Raw genomic sequence first — 26,304 nt, 5'->3', positions numbered from 1 at the left:
ACTAATAATGAGAACACCCCCTATGCAAATGAAACACTCGCTACTTGCGTTAGCTATCGCTGCCACGATGACTGGTTGTATTCATGAAGATCACGACACATTGAATCCAACGACACCGCCGTCTGTGGAAACGCCTAAACTACCGGCGAACCCATCGATTCCGGCGGATGCGCCAACAGTACCGAATAAACCGGCACCGAATAAGCCGTTTAAAGTGTCGATTGACTTGGTTGCTGCAAGTAAAACCGCCTCTTCTCCATTACTGGTCGGTGATGAAGCCAGTGTGGTGATGGCTTCTCAAACCGTACGTAATGCCGAGACTGAGCTAACGGTGAAACTGAAAGCGGATGATTTCACAAACGGTTATGCCGTGGTAGAAATTGACGGTTTGGCTGCGGGTGCTTACACCATGACTAACACCATCAGCCAAGGCGACATGGTGAAGTTTCAAGGTGAACCTGCTGAGTTTGACGTTGTGGCACCAACGGTTGAGATTGACTATGACGTAGCGGTGAAGAACTGGGCATCGCTATGGACGCCGCCAAATACGACCGATGAGCAATATCAGCTCATGATTGAAGCCAAGCTGGATACCGCAACGGCCTCTTACGCGGGCTTTACCAAAGACAACGCGGAGTATTTGTGGGCCGATCAGAAACTGTATAAAGATTACGGTGATGGCCCAACGGTTAACGCAATGGCAACCAAAACGTCGTTTGCTCGCCTACGTGATTTGGCGGTGGCTTATACGTTGAACGATCCGGCGTTTACTACCGATGAAGTATTGGCAGATATCCTGTTCGGGATGGACTACCTACTGAAAGACTTCTACAACGCTGACTTGATCCCACACAAGAAAGACAACTGGCATGAGTGGGAGATCGGCACACCGAAGATCATTCACGATATCGCGTCATTGATCTATGCGCACGTACCTGAAGCCATGATGCAAGACATTATTGATGCATCGCGCGCGCAATTGCCTGATCCAACTAAGCAATATGCGGGTAACTCGCCACACAATGACATTACTAACACAGGTGCAAACCGTGTTGATACCTCAATGGTGGTGCTACAGCGCGGTATCTTTGAAAAGAATGATGCTGAAATTCAGCGTGCGTTGGATGCGATGCCAATCGTGCTTGAGCCAGTAACCAGCAAAGACGGTTTCTATGCCGATGGTTCGTTCATTCAGCACCAAGATATTCCGTACATCGGTACCTACGGCATGATTTTGCTGTCTAATATCTCACGTATCATGGTGATGTTGGACGATACCGGTATCTCTTTGGATGATGAGCGCTACAAGCTGGTGGATGAGTACCTATTCAGTGCCGTTGCCCCGTTCTTGTTTAAAGGCCAGATGATGGAATCGGTTTCAGGCCGTGCTATCGCGCGTGGTTGGTCACAGAACAAAGGCGAAGGCCGTGGTGCATTGTCTGTGCTTCTGCGTTACTACGATTCACGTGAAGGCGAGGTGAAGCAGCGTCTGGGTGAAGTGATTAAAGAGCAACTTCAGACCGATACGGATGCCTTCTTTACCAAAGCGACCGACTTTAAAGTGTTGGATGTGGCAGAGCGCATCTTGAACGACACCGCCGTTACCGCGAAAGGTGAAGTGAAAGGTAACTTCTTGTTCCATAACATGGACCGCATGGTACACCGTGGTGATGGTTACGCCCTTGCAGTCTCGTTACATTCAAACCGTATTGGTAACTACGAGTGTGGCGCAAACAATACCGAAAACACCCGTGGCTGGTACACGGCTGACGGTATGACACACCTTTACGATGCCGACCATAACCAGTTCACCGATTGGTATCCACTGGTTGATCAGCGCAAGATGCAAGGGGCTACGACCACGGGTGAAAGCATCGGTGATTGTAAAGGCCGTAATACTTACGGCAACAAGAAAGCGAACATGAAGTGGGTCGGTGGTACGTCAAACGGTGAGTTTGGTGTGATTGCCGCAGATTTCTTCAACTCAAGCCAAGGTGTGACCAACGGTAAGTACTTCGCGACCTCTGCGAAGAAATCTTACTTCGCGTTTGATGATGAAATCGTCATGCTGGGTTCTGATGTGCAGTCCGACAAAACGTGGGGCGTGGCAACGTATATTGAAAACCGTGTATTGAAGCAAGATGGTTCTAACACCATCACCGTTGATGGTGCCGTTTGGACACCGGAGAAGGCTAATAGCAGTGATGATTACGCGAGTATCACGGCCAATACGACTTACCACGTTGAAGGTAACATGGCGGGTTCCCAGTTGGGCGTTTACTTGCCAACCGCGAAAAAAGCGGAACTGCGTTGGGATGACCGTATGGGTAACTGGGGAGCCTTGTACCCACTGAACACCGATAAGATGGAGAAGCCAACAGTAGAAGGCTATGTACTGCAAACCTTGATTAATCATCAAACGGGTGCAGGCAAAGTGGATAGCTACGCTTACGTGATGCTACCAAGCCACAATGCGGCACAAACAACGGCGTACGGTAACAACCCAGATGTCGAAATTGCGGCACAAACGGCGAATCTGCATGTGGTGATTGAGAAAACGCAAAACGCGATCGCGGCGAACGCGTTCAGTGTTGATGCGCAAACGAGTGCCGAGGTAGAAACCAAAGGTGAACTGTCTGTATTGATGGTACGTGAAGGTAACGTAGCGAAGGTATGGGTGAGTCAGCCAACGCGCACGGGTGAGCCTGTGAGTGTGAAATTCCCTAACGCCTTGGGTGATACCACGGTGGAAGACAAAGATAACCGTGTAGAGTTGGTGGATGGTTACTGGCAGATCGATACAGACGGTCTGAACGGTGCACCTTACCACTTCAGCTACACCCTGTAATACGGGTGACGAGTTGACTGCGTAACGGTAAATAAAGCGCTGCTCCTTGAGGGGTAGCGCTTTTTTTCTCTCTTTTTTATGGATATATAGAGACTCTTTTATGAAAACAACGTCTTTGTCTTGCCCGTCTTTTACTCGCTTGTCGTTGTCGACAGTGGCGATTGCGTTAACCCTGGCTTTGAGTGGCTGCCATTCTGATGATCTGAATTCTGATGGTCATACATCAGAGTCTATCCCTGCTATTCCGCTTGAACCATCGATCCCGACCACACCGGAGCCGGTTGAGATCCAATACGGCAAAATCATTGATAAGTGGACGTACCCAATGGTGCTGACCGCTGAAGAACGAGAAAAAGAGATCTATAAAGCGGTTTTGGCCTCCCGTTTTGATGCAGGACGTAGTGCGCAGGAAAGCATGGTGCGTGATCAAGCGGATCACTTGTGGGCGACCCATGTGTTGGTCATTGATGATGCTGGCACCGTGCACAACAAAAATATGATGACGAGCTTTAACTACCTGAAAACCATGGCGTTGGCGTACAACAGTTTTGACGAACTGGCCACCGATGCAATGCGTGATGACATTGTTTATGGTCTGGCATTCATGCTTAAAGACTATTACGCCACCGGAAAAACATCGACGGGTAACTGGTGGGAATGGGAAATCGGTGTACCGAAGGTGCTGTACGATACCTTGTCTTTGATGGAAGGCCACATTACACCCGCCCAGCAAGCGCAGTTTGATGGCATTGTGAAAATGGCCAATGACGCGACTCGCTGGTTTGTACCGGATCCAAACTGGCAGCACTATGGCGAAGGGGCAACCCGCGAGCCAATGGCGGCTGAAGGCGCGAATAAAGTCGATTTATCGTTAGTTGTTTTGATGCGTGGCGCATTTGAACAAAATGATGCAGACATCAAGATGGCGATTGATGCCTTACCGACGGTATTGGCCCCTGTGACCACGGCGAATGGTTTCTACGATGACGGCAGCTTTATTCAACACGCTAACATCCCGTATATCGGCACCTATGGTGTCACCTTGCTCTCTGGGATCGGTAAAGTGATGAACGCCATCACTGATACTGGGATTGATTTGAGTGATGCACGTTATCAGACCATCAACGAATACTTGTTCTCGGCGGTTGAGCCGTTCATGTATGAAGGCAAAATGATGGATGCGGTGAGTGGCCGTGCCATTGCCCGTGGTTGGGTGCAAAATCATGCGGAAGGCCGCAGCGCCTTGAATGCGTTGTTATCGTTTTATGACTCCCGTGATGCTGAGACACAAGCGCGTTTGGGGCAGTTGATCAAAAGCCACTTAGCGTTAGATCCAGAGACCTACTTTGCGACAACTGGCGATCTGAACCTGTTGTCTGTGGCGGATCGCATCATGACAGATGCAGATTTGAAACCACAAGCGGCCGCGCCGGGTAACTTCATGTTCTACAACCAAGATCGCGTGGTGCATCGCGGTGATAACTATGCCTTGTCACTGTCACTGCACTCTGATCGTATCGGTAACTATGAATGTCTGACCACCACGAAAGAAAACCTGAAAGGGTGGTACACCGGTGACGGTATGACGTATTTGTATGATGCGGATCGCCATCAGTACACCGATTGGTATGCACTGGTGGATAAACGTTACCTGCCAGGGACGACCACTGATGGCGCGACCTTGCCGGATTGTGGTGGTCGCCGTCAGTATGACAATACCAAGAAAGATATGACGTGGGTGGGTGGTGCCTCTAACGGTGATATTGGCCTGTATGGGGCGAATTTCTATAACCACAATAACTCGCTGCGCGTGAAGAAATCCTATTTCATGTTTGATGATGAAATCGTCGCCGTGGGAACCGATTTCTGGGCCAAAGGTAACAAAGGCTATACCGTCATTGATAACCGTAAGCTGAATGAGAATGGTACTAACGTGTTAACCGTTGATGGTGCACAGTGGACCCCGGAAAACAATCAAGTTGCTAAGCCTGTCAACAGCTTCCATGTGGCGGGCAATGTGGACGGATCTGCCTTGGGCGTGTACTTACCGACGGCACAAACGGTGACGATGAAATACCATACCCGAAATGGTGACTGGGCGGTGTTGTACCCGGAAAATGAAAATAAGATGGACGATACCAACGTGTCAGGATGGGTATCGCAAACCCAAATTGAACACAATAATGACAGCAAGACTGCGTACAGTTACGTGTTATTACCGACCTACAATGCTGAGCAAACCGCCGATTATGGCCGTAACCCTGATGTTGAGATTGTCGCGCAAACGGCCGATTTCCATGTGGTGGTAGAAAATACCCTGAAAGCGGTAGCGGCTAACGCGTTCAGTGAAACCGTACAGACCAGTGCGCAGGTGAGAACGGTCGGTGAATTGTCGGTGCTGATGGTGCGTGATGGTGATCTGGCGAAAGTCTGGATCAGCCAACCGACGCGTACAGATAAAGCGATACAGGTGTCCTTCCCGCAGGCAATGGGCGATGCCCTTGTCAGTGATGAAGATGATCGCGTGTCGTTGGTTGATGGTTTCTGGCAGGTAGATACGACAGAGCTAGACGGTGAAGCGTACTTTTTCTCTTACCGTGTTAACTGATAGTATCTGTAAATAATGGGCATCGAAAGGTGCCCATTTCTTTAGGTAAGCCGCGATGAAAAAACACAATGAGGATGCACATGTGACCATTGACTACGCCCGCTTTTTGGATAACTGGACCTATCCATCACGGTTAACGGCGGCAGAGCGAGCACATGCGTTATTGGTACCGGTACTGTCACAGCGCGCTGAAACCGCACAACAATGGTTTCAGGCGTTATTGAAGAGTGCACAAGTGTATCCCCAACACAGTCAGCCTGTTATATGGGGGGATCTGCCGCTGTTTAATGACGACGGCACAGTACATAACCGCCATATGGAGCATACCTGTTACCGTATTGAACATCTGGCCTTGGCGTATCGTACTTGCCCGGATTGCCATACCGCGGACATGCGTCATGCGATCACTCATGCATTAACCGTGGTCTTGACCCATATCTATGTGGCAGGGGCGCGCTGTACTGGCAACTGGTGGGAGTGGGAAATTGCGGTGCCGAAGTCACTCTATACCACGTGTGCCTTATTACGCCGTGAACTGCCAGCCTCGTTGATTGAAAAGCTGAACAGTGCCTCTCGCTATATGACCCCCACGCCCTATTGGGAGCACCATGGTCCCGGCGCCACACGACCAACGATGCGTGCCCACGGCGCGAACTTGGTTGATCTGGCGATGGTGGTGTTATTGCGTGCCATGTTTGAACAAAACGATGACGATATTGCGCTGGCGATGACGGCTATCCCCACCACGCTGGAGTCTGTTACATCGGGCAACGGTTTTTACCGTGATGGCTCGTTTCTTCAGCATGTGAATATTCCCTATATCGGCGGGTACGGGCTGGTCTTACTGAATGGTATCGCCCATGTGCTGGATGCGGCGCAAGAGACAGGGTTAGTGGTATCAGATCCGCGTTACGCGTTGATTGACGATTACTTGATAGGCTCAGTATTGCCTTTCATGTATCGGGGAAAATTGATGGAATGTGTCACCGGACGCGGTATTGCCCGTGGCTGGCGACAGAATGAAGGGGAAGGCATCGCGGCCTTGGCAACGTTGTTGCGTTTTTATCCCTCTCGTCAGGCCACAGTGAAACCGCGTTTAGCGTCCGCGATCAAACACCACTTAGCTTTTCATGGTGATCGTTTTTATCAGGACCAAAGCGAATTACAGGTGTTACTGAGTGCGTTGGCGATCGCGCAGAACTGCAATGTGGCAGGGGAAGATGCACAGCCACAAAATCAACTGTTTTATTGCCAAGATCGTATGGTGCATCGTGGTAATGGGTTTGCTTTCTCGATCTCTCTGCATTCTGATCGTATTGGTAATTATGAAAGCCTAACGACGACCGAAGAGAACCTCAAAGGCTGGTACACCGGCGATGGTATGACGTATCTGTATGACAACGATGATCGTCAGTATCACGATTGGTATCCGCTGGTGGATAAACGCTTTTTGCCGGGTACGACGACCGATGGACGTACTTTGCCCGATTATGGCGGTTGTCGACAATACGATGATGTGAAACACGACATGCGTTTTGTCGGTGGGGTATCGAACGGGGAGATGGGGCTGTTTGGGGCCGATTTCTATAACCATGACAATACGTTGCAGGCGAAAAAAAGCTATGTCTGCCTTGGTGATCAGATCGTGATGCTGGGATCGGATATTCGATCGCAACAGGGCTGCGCCTTTACGACGATCAGTAATATGCAATTACATGATCTAAACCAAGCCACATTAACCGTGGACGGGCAGGGGCAATCATGGCCGACGGATGCGATGAAACATCACGAGGTCGCCGTAAAGCAGCATGTTCATTGGGCGCAAGGTGACGGTGAGACAAGGTCACAGTGTGGGGTTTACCTGCCTTTCGCACAAAACCTGTCTGTCCAAACAGAAATGCGTCAGGGGGATTGGAATGATCAGTTTCCGGAAAATGCGCGCAACTTGCCTGCGACAAACGTATCGGGGGCGGTGTTGCGTGCGACGATGGCCCATAATTTAATGCACGATGACGGTAAATCAATACAAGAATACGATAATGATCAACGTTATGCATATTTATTAATGCCAAACTGCACAGCTGTGCAGTTAACAACGTTTGCTGCGCAACCTGATTGGACCTGGCTGAGTCTTCGCCGTGATTTGCATGCGGTGTACCACCGTACTTCGCAAACCTTTTTTGCCATTAACTGGCAGTCTCGCAGTGTATGTGACTATGCCTGTTTAGACGGTGAAATGATGCTGATGACCCAAGTGCGCGGCAATGTCTGTCATGTGTGGTTGAGTCAACCAACACGTACCCACATGCCCGTTACATTCGGATTATCGTCGATCCCTATGGGGGAATTAATGACCGATCCCGAGTGCCGTGTTCAGCGCGTGTCGGGGGATTGGGTAGTCGATATGAAAGACCTTGAAGGAGCGACATACCACTTTCGTTTTTATTGTGGTGCGTCGTATTAGGGTGTGTCCCTTAATTATTTTCACCATCGTTATAGGTCCAAAATTCGTGAAAGCAATCAAAATGGCGATGAACATAGTGGTTCTATCTTCAAGCCATTTTGGGCAGATAGCGCGGATTTTGGCCATAACCCTTCGGACTGCGCTATTTTCTGCGCATGGCTGCCTTAAAAATTGCTCATTTGGCCCACCAAATCACACATTTTTTAAGTTGCCCTGCTTGAAAATAGCAGCAGCGATGGACGCAACATAATTGAGGGACACACCCTAAATGGAAGGGAAGTAAGGCGTTGATAGCATCATCTATCACGCAAGAATATTCCCATGATGAGTAGATAACTCAAACTGAAACATGCGTTTCATTTTTATTGGTGGGCGATTGATTTTTTGTGTAACTTGCATAAAATAAGCGCTATTCGTTGCGGTTCAAATCTTTCAAACCTTATGAAGCGCACACCGATTGAGTATAGGATGAATGAATGAGCAATAAGCAACCTGAATCAGTATCTTCCGTTCAAAAAACGATGGCAATCTTTGAAACACTGTGTACTGAAAAAGAAATCGGGATCAGCGATTTGTCACAGCGTCTGATGATGTCGAAAAGTACGGTGTATCGTTTTTTACAAACAATGAAAACATTAGGTTACGTTTCCCAAGAAGGGGAAACAGAACGTTATGCGTTAACATTGAAGCTGTTTGAAGTCGGCGCGGGCGCGCTATCCAATATTGATATTATTTCTTACGCCCACTCCGAGATGAGCAAAATCTCTGATGAAACGATGGAAGCGTTGCACCTTGGCGCCCTTGATGGTGACAGCATCATCTATATCCATAAGATTGATTCAAAGTACAAATTGAGCATGCAGTCCCGTATTGGCAAGCGTAACCCACTGTACAGTACCGCGATTGGCAAGGTGCTACTGGCTGAACGCTCAGAAGATGATGTACGTGAACGCCTGAAAGACGTGGTGTTTACGCAATCAACGCCGAAAACCCACAAAGGCATTGATGAACTGATGGCTGAATTGCCAAAAGTGCGTGCGCAAGGGTACGGTGAAGATAACGAAGAGCAAGAAGTCGGCCTACGTTGTTTGGCGGTGCCTGTTTATGACCGTTTCAACCATGTTATCGCGGGCATGAGTATTTCTTTGCCTACGATGCGCTTTACAGAGAGTAAAAAAGAAGAATTCATTAAATTGCTTCACGCTTCTGCCGCTGAAGTATCAAGCCGTCTAGGCTGTAAAGAATATCCTTCTTTCCCATAAGCATTCCCATAAGTGTGATTCATCGCTCATTATTAAAAACCGCCTGCTTAAAACAGGCGGTTTTTTTATTACGTTTTTTTGTTTTGCGGTTATTCAATCTCATTAATCGCATTACGTTATTTTGTTTTATCGCCTCGTTACTCATCGCGCAAGGTTCAGAATCGCGTCTTAGCGCGTGACCCAGTAACACGGTGGATCTTTATCAAGTCGGGCTGGCATATCTAATGCGTCGACAAGGTTCGCCTGAGTAGGTGCTAATGGCCTGTAAACAGGCTGAATACGGACATTCCTCCTTTATCCCCTATACGCTGTTCTGTAGGCATCCCGGCCTTTAGATGAGCGGTTATATTGACGACGTTGTTGGTATTATAAAGAGTTTGTGCATTGTCACATTTTTAAAGGAGAGCAATAATAATTTATTTACGTGCTACAGAATACGTTTTGTGATCTGAAACAAATAAATCTATCAATTCTAGTGGTACTCAATTCCTTTAAAAATGAAATAGCTTTTTGAAGTATGATGAATGTCATAATTATTAAAACTGAAATGATGTTTTGTTTTATCTTTGCTCTTGCATGCAATAATATGATTTCAATCTTGAAACACACCCTACAAATCGGTGGAATATAATTATGAAAAAGCAGGCAAAGCGTTTATCTGTGCTAAGTTTGTCTATCGCCTCAGCATTAATGGCTTTTAATGCGCAGGCTGAGTTAGACCCAAATATTGTGGAAAACCAAAGTGTTGCAGCGATCGATTTATCTGATGCTGCTAAGCAAGCGTTTTATGAAGATTCTAAACTGAATGTTCATACATTCCTTTATATTCGTGACCGTGAAGAGCGTGCACCGGGTGCAGACTTTAAGCCACAGATTGAAAACCAAACGCTGCAGCTCGCCTTTGATTACCGCTCTGGTTACTTTAAAGACGTGATTGGTTTTGACCTATGGGGCAGCACCTTGTTGAAGATCGGTGACACCGTAGGCCAGTCAGAAATTCTGCTGTATGACTACGACTGTAACGATGACGGCAAAGGCGGCGATTTCTGTGAAAAAACCAATACCTCTTTGAACATTGCTGCGTTGAAAATGAAGCTAGGTGATGAAGAGCTGGGCTTTGCAGCGCGCGCAGGTTACACCCGTATTAACATGGGTACCATTCGTTCTTCTTGGGGCTTGAACCCACACTCATACCGTGGTGTGGAAGGTAAATTCTCAATGGGTAACCTACATCTAGGTTATGCATGGGCTGACCAGTTTAAGAACGATTGGACTGACGAATTCAAAGATATGACTAACTCATGGCACCAAGGTGACCCGAGCATGTCAAAAGCGAAGAAGATTGATTTCATTCACTCTGTCGGCGCGATCTATGAGCTAGACAACGGCGTGATTGACCTAGGCTACGGTCAGGGTAAAGACTACCGTGACAACTGGCAGGCGTTGGTGAAGTACGGCTTTGATCTTGGTGCTGATATGAAGCTGAACACCGCGTTCTTCTATCATGGCGGTAAGTACATTGAAGGCGAAGTGTCTAAAGTCGATGATGCTGAAGTAGAAAGCTACATTGCGCTAGGTGCCGATCTTAAGACCGGTGGCTTTAACTTCCGCTTTGCATATAGCCAAACAGATGCACCAAGTGATCCAGGTGGCGCGTACAACTTCCGCCTAACGCCTTGGGCTAACTCTGACAACCGTAACTTCATGCAAGCAACTTCACAGATTGAAGACTACAACCCAGATGGCACGAAAGCCGTTAAGTTGGGCGTAGACTATAACTTCGCATCGTGGGGTGTTCCAGGCCTAAGCATGGGTCTAAGCGGTAACTACGGTTGGGACGTTATCACAGATAAGAGCCAGAAAGCGGATGATCGTACGTACGACGGTACCATGTACTCTATCGACTACAACATTCGTTACCGCTTCCTAGAAGGCGATCTGAAAGGCTTGAACGTGAACTTCTTCCCTGCGTACTTCCGCTCTGAAGACACGAACTACAAGTACGATCGTAATGACATGAAGTTGATGATGTCTTACTCGTTCGGTGTGCGTTAATACACAGTTTTAGATAATTAACGGTCGCTAAGTGAAAGCCTCGTTCGCGGGGCTTTCTTTCTGCACCATCGGCTTGTTGCGATGTTTTTGTTATGACGCGGGTCATAACAAAGAAATTGCCGTTTGATTGCTCTGATGAGCAAACTATCCCTTTAGGAGACATCATGAACCAAAAACGTATTGCTGTATTACTTGCCGATGGCTTTGAAGAAGGGGAAGCGGTGGTCTTTATTGATATTATGCGCCGCATGGAAATGAAAGTGGACGTATTGTCATGCATGGAAACCACCACGCTGAACAGTTATTTTGAAACACGTATTTCCGCTGACGATACCCTGAAAAACTGTGTTGATAATATGTATGACGCCGTCATGATGCCAGGTGGCCCGAAAGGCACTGATAATTTATCGGCGAACCCAATGGTGATTGAGTTTCTCAAAAGGCATATTACGGAAGATAAATATATTTGTGCACTATGTTCGTCGGGCGCAAAAGTGCTCGCTGCACATGGTTTGTTGCAAGGGCGTGAATATACCACGGGTGATAATTTGGCGGAGAATTTCGCGGATGGTCAGTACGTGAATAAAAAAGTGGTTGTGTCTGATAAATTTATTACGGGTAAAGGGCTGGGTGTCAGCTTTGAATTTGCTTTCACCGTCGCACAAATCCTGCGAGATGATAATCCGGGGAAAGTGGAGTGGCAGGCAAACCACGTGTATTTTGACCACTGGCCGTTTCGTTAATTGTTCGTATTGATTGTCTTTTCTTTGAGTACCCATTGTTGTTTTAATACTGTTGTTTGAAATAGTTGTTTGTTATACCTCCGTTGCCCTGATGCTTGTCGCTTCAGGGCTTTTTTTTGCCTGTTTACTTAGGCGCTCGCCCCGCGTTATCCTCACTTATCTCCCCCTTCATGTGCCGCCTAGCACGCACCATTATCTACCGTTATTCGCCGCCATCGCCTCTTGGTGCTCTATCTCTGGCCGCCTCCATACAATGTCAGACAATAAAGTGCTTTGTTTTTTCATACACTAACCCTGTCTGTGAAGAAGGAATGTAGGTGCAAGTATGAAATGTCGAATGCGTAATGTGGTTTTTACCCTGTTGATTGTCCTCTATTTTACCGTTTTTCAAAACATTGCCTTGTGGCATCACCTGTCTGCCTTGTTTGACGCGCAAGCAGTACAAGGGTGGGGATTCTTGCTCTCTATTCCACTCTTTATTGCGGCGCTGATGAATGTGGTGTTTACGTTGCTGATTTGGCCGCGCGTGTATCGGGTGATCTTGCCGGTCTTGATTATCGCTGCAACAGGGGTGACGTATGCCATGTACCAGTATGGTGTGGTGTTTGATCACGGCATGATGGTCAACGTGGTTGAAACCGATACGCACGAAGCAACCAGTTACCTTTCGCCAGTTATGTTGGTTTGGTTTGTGGGCTTAGCGGTGATCCCACTGTTATTGCTTTCACGTATTGACGTCGATTTTGGGGCGTCTACCCGTCAACTATTACTGCACAAAGGCGGTGCTCTCTTGCTGTCCGTCGTGGTGGTTGGCGGTATTGCGGCAGGGTATTACAAAGATTATGCCTCGCTGTTGCGTAATCACAGTGAAATTAAAGCCATGATCAACCCCACTAATTTCCTGAGTGCGGGGTATCGGGTAATGAAAGAACGTTTGTACGAAGCGCACCTGCCGTTTACCGCGATCGGGACGGATGCTGTGGACAACAATGCAGCACAAGGAAAGGCCGAACAAGGAAAGGTCGGTAAGCCGAATGTGTTGGTGTTGGTGGTGGGAGAAACCGCCCGCGCACAAGATTATGCACTGGATGGGTATGCGCGAAACACCAATCCGTATTTATCGAAAGAAGCCGAGGCCGGTGGCCTTTTGAGTTACCAGCATGTGACCTCTTGTGGCACCGCAACGGCCGTATCGGTACCGTGCATGTTCTCGCGCATGACCCATGATGATTACAATGCGCTGACGGCGCGCCATCAAGAAGGGCTGTTAGATGTGTTGCGCCATGCGGGCGTCGCGGTGACGTGGATTGATAACAACAGTGGCAGCAAAGGCGTGGCTGATCGTGTGAATGTGATTGCGACGCAAGGGTCGAAGGATCCGGCATTGTGTCCGGATGGTTTGTGTTACGACGGGATTTTACTCAAGCCGTTAAAGCAGCAACTGGCACACGCGACCAATGACAGTGTGATTGTGTTGCACCTGATGGGCAGCCATGGCCCGACGTATGCCAAGCGCTATCCAAAAGCCTTTGAACGCTTTACGCCGGTGTGTGAGACCAGTGATCTGCAACGTTGCTCGCAAGAAGCGCTATTGAACACCTATGACAATACGTTGCTGTATACCGACTATGTGTTGGATCAGGTCATCCAACTGTTAAAGCAAGAAAGTGGGCAGGTAAATGCCGCCATGCTTTATGTGTCGGATCACGGTGAGTCACTGGGCGAGAACGGGATTTACTTGCACGGTATGCCGTATGCGGTTGCGCCGTCGCAACAAACGCACATTCCGATGATCACCTGGTTTTCGCCCAACTTTACTCAACACCAGCGCCTTGATGGGCAGTGTATGTCACAAGTAGCACAACATGATAAACTGTCGCATGACAATGTCTTTCATACCGTATTGGGGATGATGGATGTGAGTAGTCGTGAGTACCAACCACAATTAGATATGCTGGCGGCGTGTCGATTGTGAGCCGAATTGAAATGAATGTGATACAGAGAAGCGTATGAAACCCGGAGCAACAGGCATAACACGCATTATGAATGCGACCGTTTATTCTATCCAAGGACTGAAAGCCGCGTGGCAAAATGAAGCCGCGTTTCGTCAAGAAAGCGTATTGCTGCTGATTGCGATTATCGTAACCAGTGTATTACCCGTGACCCTGTATGAGCAGGTCGCCATGCTGGCGTGTATTGTCTTGGTGATGATCATCGAGCTGATCAATTCTGCCATTGAAGCCGTGGTGGATCGCATTGGCCCTGAGCATCATGAATTGTCCGGTCGGGCAAAAGATATTGGTTCAGCGGCCGTGTTTGTGGCAATGCTGTTGACGGGGATGGTGTGGGGCGCGATTTTGTTGACGACGTTTTTCTAACACGCGTTGCTATCTGCTTGCAATACCGTTGAGGTAGTTCAGCGATTGCGTTAAACGTGCCAACACGTTGAAACACATGCCGTAAAAAAGCCACGCTTGCATCAGCAAGCGTGGCTTTTTGCTATTTGTTATTTGTCGGTGCCTTGTCATCAACGCTTTTCATTCGTTGCTTTCTGTTATCACCAAACGTTGTGGGGACAGAGTATTTAGCTGCGCGAAATGGTCCATTCAGCATGGCAGTCTTTACACGTTAATTGTGCATCACTGATACTTTTCCCGACGATCTGGGTTTGGCTGGATTGACACTCAGGGCATTGGGTGCGAGAAGGGGGGCAGTTGAGTTCAACACAATGGTTATGGTTATCTTTGGCTTTAACCATGGGTTGTTTGCAATCAGGGCACAACATTATTAATACTCCTTATTAAACCACTGACTTCTTGTCAGCGCTGTATACGTTAGTTATTCCATCACTGGCACGAAAATTGCTCAAGCGTCAGAATAATAACTTATGACTTTGTAATAGCATTGTTGATAAAGCATGACTATCTCTAAGCGTAGATTGTTCTTTGTTTGTTGACATGGATCATGGTTGCGTAGATACAGACAATAATTCCGTCAAAGATAAGGTAGGCCGCGTATTGGTGCAAAAAATCGGACGGGTAATACGCCTACCAGCAAGGTTAGTGGGTGGTCGCTTTGGCGAGATCCGGCTCACCACTGCGCTGTAAAATGACAGCGCGGGCCCGATCGCGCAATGTGACTGCCGCTTGCCAGTCATCATGATCTGGCAGGATAGCGGGAGCAATGCAGACGCGGATTTCCCCTCGGTGAGGAAACAGAGAGCGATTCCGTAGCATCGAACGGGTGCCACACAAGGTGATTGGGATGACCGGCAGTTGGTGTTGTGCTGCTATTTGAAAGGCGCCAAGGTGGAAGTCATGAATGCCCGCCATGCGATACAAGGTCCCTTCCGGAAAAATAGTGAGTGGCTGTGCACTCACGGCATGATCTGCCAATTTCTGGCTATCACTGACGCTTTTTTCGGTATCAAAGCGTTCGACAAAATGGCTGCCGATTTTGGTGAGGAAAACACGACTAACCCACTGATGCTGTAATTCTGCCTTGGCAACAAACTGATGATCAAGTCCGGTGGCGGCCGCCAGCACTAAGCCATCCAAATAGCTGGCGTGATTGGCAACAATCACACAGGGCTGTCCCTTGGGCGGTAGGTTGTGTTTGCCTTCAACGACAAAGCGCGTCCCTGTTAGCCGGATCAGTGCCTTTGCCCCCGCCCGTGTGACCGCCCAGCAGGCGCGTTGACTGGGGAGGAGGGCGACTAAGCACCAAACGGAGAGGGTTAAACCAATCATGACTAACCACATGTACGCGGCAAACACGTAATCACCGGCTGCCCTTAGCAGGCGTTTGGCGGTGGGCATGAGACCGAGGGTGGCTAATCTCATGGTTTGCCACCACACCGCCCGTTGGGGGGCCTGCAGGTTATTGGCTTCGTATAACGTTTTACAGGCGGAACGGCGAATTTTACCACTCGAGGTTTTGGGGACGGTATGCGGCGGGCAGATAACGACATCATCGGCAGGGACGCTCAGCAGGTTAACCGCCAAGGTTTGGATTTGGCTGCTGAGCTGTTGTTTTGTTGCCTCATCGGTGGTTTTGGACTCGGCCAGCACGATCAATTGCTCGGTCCCTGACTGAGGGTTCGCACAGGCAAAGGCGGCAACACAGCCTTTACGGATCCCACTGAGTTCACTGATCGCCGCTTCTAATTCATGTGGATGGATGTTGCGTCCGGCTTTAATGATGATGTCTTTCGTGCGGCCTGTCAGAAAGAGCTCTCCGTCTATCGTCAGACCAAGATCGCCGGTTTTTAGCCAGCCATCATGGAAGAGCGCTTGGGTTTTTTCGGGTTCGTGATAATAGCCTTGAGTGGCCGATGGGCCTTTAAATTCGAGTTCACCTTCTTGCCTTTCCGGTAACTCTTGGCCAAAGGCGTCGACAATGCGGATCTGATGATCGGCGAGTGCGTGACCGAGCCCAATTAACGACAGGGTGTCATGGTTGTCAGTTGCTTGTTTGTCAGCCGTGTGGTCGTTCGCTGTTGGGTCAACGCCTTGGCGGCGGACAGCGCGACCGCTGCGCATCATGGTGTGACGATCAACCTGTTCAATACGCGGAGGACGAATGTGGGTAGGAAAAGTCAGGCCTACCGACGATTCGGCCAATCCATACACCGGAGATAGGGCTTCAGGCCGAAAACCATACGGGGCGAACCGGGCGGTAAATTTCGCGAGGGTGCGGGGGCTAATGGGCTCGGCACCGTTCCAGGATAATCGCCAGTGACTCAGATCTAACCCTTCTATATCACGCTCATCGATTTTGTTGACGCAAAGCTCATAAGCAAAATTGGGGGCGGGTGAGAGCGTCCCTTTATGCTGGTGGATCGCCCATAGCCAGCGCTGTGGTTTGGATAAGAACATGAGTGGGGACATGATCACCAGTGGCATTGCATGGTAAAGGCTGCCGAGCCAAGCGCCGATCAGCCCCATATCGTGATAAACCGGTAGCCAGCTAACGAACACATCATTGCTACTGGCGTTGACGGCTTTGCCCATGGCACGGATGTTAGCGAGCAGGTTGGCATGGGTTAACGTCACCCCTTTGGGCACGCCCGTACTGCCGGACGTATATTGTAAAAAAGCAATGTCATCGGTATGGGGGAGCCCAATGTCGAGCGTTGCTGACGTGGTCGACTGCAGTTCAGAGACGGTCATGATGTCTTGGATGGCGTCCACTTGTAACCGTAACAATTGCGATAACGGTTTGGCCTCGTTGACGGTGATCATCAGTTTTGTCCCCGCATTTTGCAGGATCTTGGCATGCCGTATCAGGTGATCTTCAATCTGTGAGGGACGGGCTGGGGGATAGATGGGAACCGGTATAGCGCGTGCGTAGAGAATGCCAAAGAAACAAAAAAAATAGTCATTGCTCGTCGGTAACATGATGGCGACGGTGTCGCCCGGCTCAATCCCCCGATGGCTTAAGCCTTGGGCTATCGTCATTGCATGCTGTTGTAGCTCGCGGTAACTGATGGTGTCGATATCGGTGGCATTTTGATACACATAAAGATGTGGCCTGTCAGGGTGTTGTTCGGCATGCCAGTCGAGCAGGCCTTGCAGGGTTGTCACATGGTCAGGTGTGTGGCTGACACGATCAAGTTGGATTTCCCCAATCGTTTGTTTCACGCTCTGCGGCGCTTGTTGGGCGAGGCAGATGGCATTGAGGAGACCCCGAGGCGTTTCACTCAAGGCCAGCGCTTGATCGGCGAGGGTGATATCAAATAACCGCTCAGTACGCTGAAACAATTCGGCCCGAATCAGGCTGTCAAACCCCAGACCGTTTTCCAGTTGCGTATCCAACGTAAGGGATGGATGAGGGGATTGGCCTTGGTTGAGTTCTTGGTAGAGTGTTTCAATCAGAGTGAGTAAACGGTGCGCCTCAACGTGAGGATCCGGGGGCGTGGTGAGGCAGGAGGGCTTATGGCTATCGGGCATTGTTTTTGACCTGTTATTGTTCTCCGTTTATGCCCTAGAGTGTAGCTAATATTTTTAAAAACAGCGGGATGAAGGCCCTATTAGCGTTGGGCCAAACGGTTGATTTTGACTAAGCGTTAACCGGTTACGCATATAAAAAAGCCCGACGTTAATGTCGGGCTTTTGTTGGGTGATGATCGTTTAAGCAAGCGAATCGTTAGGAAGCCGGTGTCAGTGACACATCTTCGGCAATAAACCCACCCGTCTGGTGATCCCACAACTGGGCATAAATTCCGTTATGCGCCAAGAGTTCCTTGTGGGAACCTTGTTCGACGATTTGCCCTTGATCGAGGACAATCAAACGGTCCATCGCCGCAATGGTCGACAGGCGGTGGGCAATCGCAATCACCGTTTTGCCTTCCATTAGCTCATACAAGCTTTCCTGAATTGCCGCTTCGACTTCTGAATCCAGTGCCGACGTTGCTTCGTCCAAAATCAAGATAGGGGCATCTTTTAGCAACACGCGAGAAATCGCCACGCGCTGACGTTGACCGCCAGAGAGTTTCACCCCGCGTTCACCCACTTGCGCATCGTAACCCACGTTACCGTGTGGATCGGTCAGGGTTTCGATAAATTCATGGGCTTGCGCTTGCTTGGTCGCGTTCAGCAGTTCTTCTTCCGTCGCATCTGGGCGGCCGTAGAGGATGTTTTCACGGATAGAACGGTGCAGCAGGGACGTGTCTTGCGTCACCATGCCGATCTGTCCGCGCAGCGATTCTTGCGTGACGTCCGAAATGGTCTGGCCGTCAATCTTGATCGCGCCGGATTCCACATCGTGGAAGCGCATCAGCAAGTTCACCAAAGTAGATTTACCGGCACCCGAACGGCCGATCAAACCGATTTTCTCACCCGGCTTGATGGTCAGGTTCAGGTTATTGATCACCCCTTTCTTCTCACCGTAGTGGAAGCTGACATTATCAAACGCAATACCGCCTTGTGGTACGTTGAGATCCGGTGCGTTGGGTTTATCTTCAATCGCAATCGGCTGCGACAGCGTTTTCATGCCATCTACTACCGTACCGATGTTCTCAAACAGACCGCCCACTTCCCACATGATCCATTTGGACATGCCGTTAATGCGCAGTGCCAAGCTGACCGCAATGGCAATGGCGCCAATGCTGATCGCTGACCCCGTCCATAGCCAGATCGACATACCGGCAATAATGAACACCAACAGGTAGTTAATCGCTTCAACCGACAAGTTAAACCCGGTCACCAATCGCATTTGGCGGTATACCGTGTCAATGAAGCCCGTCATGCCTTGCTCGGCATACTCGGTTTCACGGTTGGTGTGTGAAAACAGTTTAACGGTCGAGATATTGGTGTAGCTGTCGACAATGCGGCCCGTCATGGTTGAACGTGCATCGGCTTGTTCGGTCGCGACGGATTTGAGTTTGGGCACGTAGTAGCACTGAATGCCAATGTACGCGGCAAGCCACAGCAGCATCGGGATCATCAGGCGTGTGTCAGCTTGGCCAATCATCACGATCATTGAGGTGAAGTACACCGTGATGTAGACCAGTACATCGAGCAGTTTCATGACCGATTCACGTACAGCCAAGGCCGTTTGCATCACTTTGGTCGCGATACGGCCGGCAAATTCATCTTGATAGAAAGAGACACTTTGGCGCAGTAAATAGCGGTGAGCCAACCAGCGGATCGACATCGGGTAGTTGCCGAGCAAGGTTTGGTGGATCACCAACGAATGCAGGGTAACCAAGACAGGGACAACCACCAGCACGACGAGGCCCATGCCGATCATCTTGCCGCCTTCTTCGGCCCAAAACGTATCCGGACTGTGTGTTGTCAGCCAATCAACCAATTGCCCCATGAAGCCAAACAGTGACACTTCAACAATCGCGATCAAGGCGCTGAGGACAGACATGGCCAGCAACGGCCAGCCAAAACCACGGGTGTAGTAACGGCAGAAGGCAAACAGGGTGTTGGGTGGCTGTTTGGGATCGTGTGGGGGAAAGGCTTCGGTGAGCTTTTCAAAACGCGTGTACATAAATCGAGGATTCCCATTGGTGACGTTTTTCAACGTGTGGGCGCGTATTTTACCTGCCCGTGCGAGCAGAAGTAAGGCGCACAGGCGTTCTTTCTTGGCTATTTCACGGTTCTCAGTTGATAGATCACATAAAAGGGGTGTAACACAATGAAAGCCCAAGGCTTATGGGGCGTGATGTTGAATCGTACAGCATGATTTTATTCTGAAAAAGGGTAGCGCGGCGTGATACTGCATGGTTAACTTGGCGCAAAGACAATGATCGTGATGGTAAGGAATATTCATGAAAGATGTGCAGTCATTAGCCCTTGATTTTCACCCTTTAGTGGCACAGGGATTCACCCTCGCGGAATGCCCGCGTTGGGATTGGCGTCATCAAATGTGGTGCTGGGTCGATATTGCCGAAGGCGAGATCTGGCGTTTGCATAACGGCCAACCGCAGGCACGCCGTTGGGATGACATGTTAGGGTGTTTCGCGCTGTGGCAGGAAGACGGTTATGTGCTGGCGACCAAAACGGGCATGTACCTGTTGGCCGACTGGGACGCCGAGCGCGAGTTGATAGCGCCGTTGCAGAAAACCCACCCGCGCATGCGCTTTAACGATGGCCGCGCGGCACCCGGAGGCCGTTTTGTTGCCGGTACCCGTAACGGGGCCAAAGAGGGCGATCAAGGTCAGTTTTACCAATTGGCGCAAGGTGGTCAGCTACAGGCAATGCCGATGTTCGCCTGGACGTGCAACGGCTTGGCGTTCTCGCCGTGTGGTAAAACGTTGTATTGGGCAGATACCGGATCCAGCTTGATCTACCGCGCCGATTACGATCCGCAAATGGGTCAATACGGTGACAGCACGATCTTCTGTGATTTGACCGCGTTTGATGGTCGTCCGGATGGTGCCAGCGTCGACAGCGAAGGCGGTTACTGGGTGGCGATGTACAGCGGTCAGTCGGTGGTACGCATAGCTCCGAACGGTGTGGTGAGCCATGTGATCCCGGTGCCGTTAGAAAACCCCACCATGGTGGCGCTAGGCGGCGAGTCCGGTCATCAGTTGGTGGTCACCAGTGCGGCAGGCAGTGATAAGCCGGGTGAAGTGATCACGGCAATCGTGGACTGGCAAGGCATCAATGAGCCGCTCATTACCACATGGTAATAATCACGGGTACCGCCGCTGTTTTCGGTACGGAGAGAGGCTAAAAATACGGCAATGCGCACAGACTGCGGGATAAAAACGGGTACAGTAGCGCGCAATGGATGGATTAAAACCGTAAGGATTGTGTCTACGTGGACGTGTATCTCGATGTATTAATGAACGTGGTCGTGATTTGGACGGTCGCGTCTATCACGCCGGGCGCCAATGTCATTTTAACCATTAACAGCGCGTTAAGTACGGGACGCGGCCAAGCCAGTGGGGCGGCCGTCGGCGCGAGTTTAGCGGTGATGTTGTGGGGCGCGCTGGGAGCGTCGGGCCTGCTGGTGGTGCTCAATAGCATGCCGGCGTTATTTACCGTGATGAAAGTGCTCGGCGGCGGGTATTTGATTTATTTGGGGATCAGCCGTTGCTACCGTGCCCATAAGTCGGTGTCGGCGTTAGATCTGGATGCCAGCCATGCTAAACACAGTGGTTTTTATCCGTTACTGCGTCACGCCTTTATCACCAGTATTTTGAACCCGAAAACCGGATTGTTCGTGGTGAGTCTGTTTTCCTTGGCGATGCCTGCCACCATGACCGTCAGCCTGACCGTGACCACTATGTTGGTGATGGGCGGCATTACTTTGCTTTGGCACAGTTTGTTGGTGGTGTATTTCTCACAGGCGCGTGCCCAAGCCTTGTACCGCCGTTCGACCAAGTGGGTGGATTATGCCACGGGGGGACTGTTTACCCTGTTTGGGGTGAAAGTGTTGTCGAGCTGATTGCCTCATAAAAAAATGGGCGACAGAAAACAAAGAAACAAAGAAAAACGCCAGCCTGATGAGGGCTGGCGTTTTTTTATGGCTGCGTAACCGGCGGCCGGTAGTGAGGATGACGCGGGTGTGAAGCGACGGGCACCGCTGTCATCGCGGGGGCACTGAGCGGCTGGCCTTGCCAGATCTTCTCACACTGCGCACTGCCATCACGAGGCAGGGGCTTTTCCAGCAGCCAACGCAGCGGTGAAATGACCGGGCTGGTGGTAAAGCGCACCGAGGTTTCCAAAATCGCCGCCAGCGGTACGGTAAAGTCAAAATGTTCAAACTCACCAAACACTTCTACCGGTGTTTGCAGGCTGAAGATCTGCGCGCGCTTGGATTGCGGTTGCAAATACACCGAGAAATCCCGTGCCGCATAGCTGGCGTTGAAGTCCCCTTTGACCTGAATGCGGGTGGTATCTAACAGCAGATCACGCTCATGCATGGTGCCGTTGGCAATATCAAAGCCCCCCGCGACACAGTTTAGCACCGACGGATCGTTGTTGGTGAAGGTCGGCACAATCGCATCCGTTAGGCTGACGGCCCACAGATCAATTAACTCAGCATCGTAGGTTTTCGGCCAGACCGAAAAGCCTAAAAAGCCACTGGCATTATTGAGCAAAGTATCTGGCGAGTTCGCCAAACTGGTAAGCGAGAACTGGCTGCTCAAGCGACCGTGCATTGTGCTGTCGGGTGATAGGCGACGCGCCAGTACGCCATAGTCGACGTTTTCCACCTTACCGTTTAAGGCAATATCAAACATTTCGCCGTTCGCTTTGATGGTGCTGTCGACATGGATGTTCCCGCCGGGCAACTGGATATACAGCGGATCTAATTTGAACACGCCATCTTGCAATTGCCAGGACAGCTGACCCGCCCCGAGCCAGTCTTTGCCGGAACGCACTTCATCAACCGCCAACGAGAAACGGGCATTGATCGCTTTTAGCCCCGCCGGACTGATCAGCGAAGCCGGTTTCGTTTTCTCTGTGACGGCGGTGTTTGCGGCGGTGTCTTGTGCCGTCGTGGCTTTCTGTTTAGCGGTTTTTGCCTTGTCATGCTGGGCTTTGGCGTCTTGCCATGCCTGCCAGTTATCTACCTTAAAATCATCCAATTGAATGAAGGGGGCGGTTAAGATCAGGTTAGCATTAGGACGGTCATTACCCGTGCGATTGCCAGTGTTACTGCCAACTAAGCCCGGTGGAATGAAGGCCCCAGTGCCGCGAAGCTGGCTGTCATTGATCTGAATGAGCAAATCATTAAGGTGATAGCCCGCGCGATCCATTGCCAGTGTACCGTCGACAGAGACAGGGCCGTAGGGCGGTAAATCAATGGCGGCAAAGTCTTCCAGACGATCCAAGTTGGGCGTAAAGGCATGGAACGCCAGGTTCAGGTCTTTTGGATCAATCGGTAGCGCGACGTGTGATGAGGCATCAACACGCATGTCACCCAGCGTGACGGTAAGATCCACCGGTAACGTAGTTCGACCATCGTTCGCGGCTTTGAGTGATAGCGAGTTCAGGCGCAGTGACATCGGTTTGTTGGCGGCATGGCCGGACAGGGTCAGGGCGGTCTCCGTGTCGGGCCCGGTGACAAAGCGCCCCTCTTTCACCTGCAAGGTTAACGCCTTGCCGGTGTAAGTGTCGGCTAACCTTGCGTAGCCACCGCGTAGCAGGGCTTCCACCTGTGTGTGCTCCATCAGCTCCAACAGGGTACGACCTTCCATTGCTACCGACAGTTCAGCGTGTTGTAAGCGCATATCGAGATCATCGGCAATGTCAAAGCGCGAGGCGATGTCGCCAATGTTCGGTTCTTCCACCGACAGTTTGAGGTCGGCATCAATATGGGCCGCATTGATGCCGGCATTGAGCTTGCCCTTGATGTCGCTGCCTGCATAGCGGGCACGCAGCGGTGCGTTGCGCAGCTTACCATCACGGATTTGGCCGTTGAACGACAGAGCATCAACGGTTTGTTGACCCCATATGAAGTGATCAGCGTTGAAGTGCATATCGGCATCCGCAATCACCACATCGCTGCCCAGCAACGGCACATTCAGGTTCACTCCTTGGGTGGGCACGGTTTGTTCGATTTGTGGCAGCTCATCGTCATTCATGAAGTGGCCCAACTGGGTCAGATCAAGCCGTGAAAAATCGGCGTTAACCGCCAAGAAAGGCGCTGTACGTTGCGTGTTTTCCGTGTTTTCCGTGTTTTTTGCATTTTCAGTGGTATCAACAGGGCGCCAGCGCAGGCTCACATCCCCGTCACTGTTGAGCAGGCGCAGGCTCGGCATGTCCAGATTGATCCAGCCATTGTTATAGCGCACTTTGCCGTCGACATTGATTTCACCCTTGATAGCCGTTTGTGACCCGAGCCACGGGCTGAGCAGGGCGGCATCACTGCTTTGGATATCCAGATCAAACCAGCTGCCTTCTTGCCAACGGGTGTGTTTGAGCACGCCTTCTGCGGTGACGTTGATGGCGGGGCTGTCTACCGTGATGCGTGCGGGCCAATCTCGCCCTAGCATGATGTCTTGCAGGTTACCGGCTTGTGCGTCGATTTTTACCGGCACGCCCATCAATTGGCCCCGGATTTTGGAGTGAAACGGCACATGCAGGCCTGTGTTCATGCGGGCTTTATCGATGCTAAATTGGGCATCGCCTCCCCATGTCACCGCGGCGTGATCCATCGAGAGTGCCAGTTGGGCATTCTCCAACCATTCACTCAGCTTGGTGCCTTCGGTGGTGACAGACAATTGCGCCTGTTCAAGGTGGCCACGGGCATGGGGGATCCCCGTTAACCAGCGTGCCATTTCTCCTAAAGGGGAGTGCGTGGCACTGAGTTGAATAGCCAAGTGGGATGACCATTGGGTGGCATCCAAGGTAGCTTCACCGCGAAACGGTACCTTGGCGATATCTGCGCTGATCGGGGCGGATAATTGGCCTTCATCGCCCTCAATACCGAGCGACAGGTTTTCAACCTGCGTGCCAAGTCCCAGAATTTCATCAATGGTGACAGAGAGGGACGTACTGGTTTTATTGAGCCATTGATCCAACGCTTGTTGCAGTGGCGAAGGTTGTGGTGGTGCGCCAAAGGCACGCATCATCATTTGCGGTTGTGGGGCTAACCACGGGCGCAGGTCGATTTGCTTGAGGGCTAAGGCGCCATCAATGGTGTTGTGTTGACCCAGCGCGATGTCCAACTGTCCCGTCCCTTGTGTGACCGGGCTGTCAATCTTCAATTTATTGATAGATAACGTATCGCGTGAGGCCGCGATCTGGCTGGTGATCGTCAGTGGCGTGACATACTTGATGTCTAATCCCAGCAGCGTGGCCAGTGGGCGGGTATCTTCCCAGGTCAGGCGCACATCGGCGTGGGTTTGGCCTTGTGCTGGGGGCTGTACGTTAGCGCTTATTGCTAGATTGGCACCGGCAAAGTCCCCGGCCAGTTGCAGTTTGCCGCGTTGTTGGTTGATCAGGGTATCGAGATCCCCGTTTAACTGCAGGTGGTAGGGCTGGCCAATGGCTTCGCCGCTGGCTGTCAGTTGCCACTGCCCGTTAGCGGCATCAGCGTTAGGGGCCACATTCAGATCGTGCAAGTAGCCATCAATGTACTGGTGTTGCTGTTGATCGTCATACACCAGCGACAGGTTTTTCGCCGTAATGTGGTGCGTTAACGCCAACTGAAAAGGCAGGCCATGTGTTTGTGCCTGAGCGGGCGTCGGCTGTTGTGTTTGATTTTGCGTACTACGGTCGTGTGTCTCGACCGCCGAGGGTGCACCCAGCAGCCAGTTAGCCTGACCTTGGGCATCTTTCCCCAGATAAACGGCCATGTCTTCCAGCTCGATTTGCTCAACGGTAATCGTGCTATTTAACAGGGGCAGCAGGGCAATTTGTGCATTAAGCTTGCCAGTTTCAATCAGGGGTTGCCAGCTGAAGGCTTCGGTATTGGCAATGGTTAAGCCGCTAAGACGAATGGCGGGCTGAAATGACAGATTCAGGTGGATTTCACCCTCAATGTCAGTGGTGCGATCCAAATGGGTCGACAGCCAATCACTGATTTCGGTGCGGTAAGGGGTCAGGTCAAGGTTGATCCCATAGCCGAGCAGGGCGGTAGTCAGGGCGACAGGGGGGAGCAGTCCCCAGCCGAGCCATTTCAGGCACGTTTTCAGTGGGCGCTTAGGCGGCGGAGTCTGGTTGTTATTGTTATCAATAGCTGCGTCGGCTGATTGATTCTCTGAGTGGATAGTCATTGCCGTTCAGTGCCATTCTGGATATCAATTTTTGACAAGAATATATCATTTTTTTATCGCTTTTGTGATGCAAGATCGTCGGCTTATGGCTAATCGAGTAAAATTTGCCACTTATAATGCATTATTTTGCAGTGCATCATTG

General features: G+C 50.5%; 14 protein-coding genes. 10 read left to right on the top strand and 4 right to left on the bottom strand.

Annotated elements, in window-relative coordinates; genetic code table 11:
- Window positions 1-22: 22 nt before the first annotated feature.
- From L4C36_RS18275 to L4C36_RS18240, 8 genes are all read left to right on the top strand, one after another.
- Window positions 23-2,848, top strand: coding sequence for a polysaccharide lyase 8 family protein (locus L4C36_RS18275; protein ID WP_428479237.1), 2,826 nt, complete (start codon window positions 23-25; stop codon window positions 2,846-2,848).
- A 100-nt stretch (window positions 2,849-2,948) separates the two neighbouring features.
- Entirely contained in the window at window positions 2,949-5,456 is a 2,508-nt protein-coding gene (locus tag L4C36_RS18270; protein ID WP_428479236.1) for a polysaccharide lyase 8 family protein, read from the top strand.
- Between the two features lie 55 nt (window positions 5,457-5,511).
- The gene (locus L4C36_RS18265) at window positions 5,512-7,920 is read left to right on the top strand and encodes a polysaccharide lyase family 8 super-sandwich domain-containing protein (RefSeq protein ID WP_428479235.1); all 2,409 of its coding nucleotides are present in this window, start codon (window positions 5,512-5,514) and stop codon (window positions 7,918-7,920) included.
- Between the two features lie 476 nt (window positions 7,921-8,396).
- The gene (gene kdgR, locus L4C36_RS18260; RefSeq protein WP_428479234.1) at window positions 8,397-9,182 is read left to right on the top strand and encodes a DNA-binding transcriptional regulator KdgR; all 786 of its coding nucleotides are present in this window, start codon (window positions 8,397-8,399) and stop codon (window positions 9,180-9,182) included.
- Between the two features lie 633 nt (window positions 9,183-9,815).
- The gene (locus L4C36_RS18255) at window positions 9,816-11,237 is read left to right on the top strand and encodes an OprD family outer membrane porin (protein ID WP_428479233.1); all 1,422 of its coding nucleotides are present in this window, start codon (window positions 9,816-9,818) and stop codon (window positions 11,235-11,237) included.
- A gap of 164 nt (window positions 11,238-11,401) precedes the next feature.
- Window positions 11,402-11,980, top strand: coding sequence for a DJ-1/PfpI family protein (locus L4C36_RS18250; protein WP_428479232.1), 579 nt, complete (start codon window positions 11,402-11,404; stop codon window positions 11,978-11,980).
- A 325-nt stretch (window positions 11,981-12,305) separates the two neighbouring features.
- The gene (locus L4C36_RS18245; RefSeq protein ID WP_428479231.1) at window positions 12,306-13,955 is read left to right on the top strand and encodes a phosphoethanolamine transferase; all 1,650 of its coding nucleotides are present in this window, start codon (window positions 12,306-12,308) and stop codon (window positions 13,953-13,955) included.
- A gap of 34 nt (window positions 13,956-13,989) precedes the next feature.
- Window positions 13,990-14,358: a diacylglycerol kinase gene (locus tag L4C36_RS18240; protein ID WP_428479230.1), complete on the top strand. Its 369-nt coding sequence runs from the start codon at window positions 13,990-13,992 to the stop codon at window positions 14,356-14,358.
- A gap of 206 nt (window positions 14,359-14,564) precedes the next feature.
- Here L4C36_RS18240 and L4C36_RS18235 read toward each other — a convergent pair whose 3' ends face one another.
- The 3 genes from L4C36_RS18235 to L4C36_RS18225 all read right to left on the bottom strand — a co-directional run bounded on the left by L4C36_RS18235 (window position 14,565) and on the right by L4C36_RS18225 (window position 19,978).
- Complete coding sequence (locus L4C36_RS18235; RefSeq protein ID WP_428479229.1) at window positions 14,565-14,765, bottom strand: hypothetical protein; 201 nt, start codon at window positions 14,763-14,765, stop codon at window positions 14,565-14,567.
- Window positions 14,766-15,039: 274 nt separating this feature from the next.
- Window positions 15,040-17,931, bottom strand: a complete 2,892-nt coding sequence (locus L4C36_RS18230; protein WP_428479228.1) for an AMP-binding protein — start codon at window positions 17,929-17,931, stop codon at window positions 15,040-15,042.
- A 196-nt stretch (window positions 17,932-18,127) separates the two neighbouring features.
- A complete protein-coding gene (locus L4C36_RS18225; RefSeq protein ID WP_428479227.1) occupies window positions 18,128-19,978 on the bottom strand; it encodes an ABC transporter ATP-binding protein in 1,851 nt (616 codons plus the stop codon).
- 280 nt (window positions 19,979-20,258) lie between these two features.
- Here L4C36_RS18225 and L4C36_RS18220 point away from each other — a divergent pair, with 280 nt between their 5' ends.
- Window positions 20,259-21,122 (top strand): SMP-30/gluconolactonase/LRE family protein, encoded by an 864-nt coding sequence (locus L4C36_RS18220; protein WP_428479226.1) that lies wholly within the window; start codon window positions 20,259-20,261, stop codon window positions 21,120-21,122.
- A gap of 131 nt (window positions 21,123-21,253) precedes the next feature.
- On the top strand, window positions 21,254-21,883 hold the full coding sequence (locus tag L4C36_RS18215; RefSeq protein WP_428479225.1) for a LysE family translocator: 630 nt from the start codon (window positions 21,254-21,256) through the stop codon (window positions 21,881-21,883).
- Window positions 21,884-21,959: 76 nt separating this feature from the next.
- Here L4C36_RS18215 and L4C36_RS18210 read toward each other — a convergent pair whose 3' ends face one another.
- A complete protein-coding gene (locus L4C36_RS18210) occupies window positions 21,960-26,162 on the bottom strand; it encodes an AsmA family protein (RefSeq protein ID WP_428479224.1) in 4,203 nt (1,400 codons plus the stop codon).
- Window positions 26,163-26,304 lie beyond the last annotated feature (142 nt).

The sequence above is a fragment of the Photobacterium japonica genome, from assembly GCF_050337005.1.
GTDB classification, from domain to species: Bacteria; Pseudomonadota; Gammaproteobacteria; order Enterobacterales; family Vibrionaceae; genus Photobacterium; species Photobacterium japonica.
The sequence above is the reverse complement of the archived record's forward strand: the minus strand, read 5'-3'. Positions and strand labels throughout refer to the sequence as shown.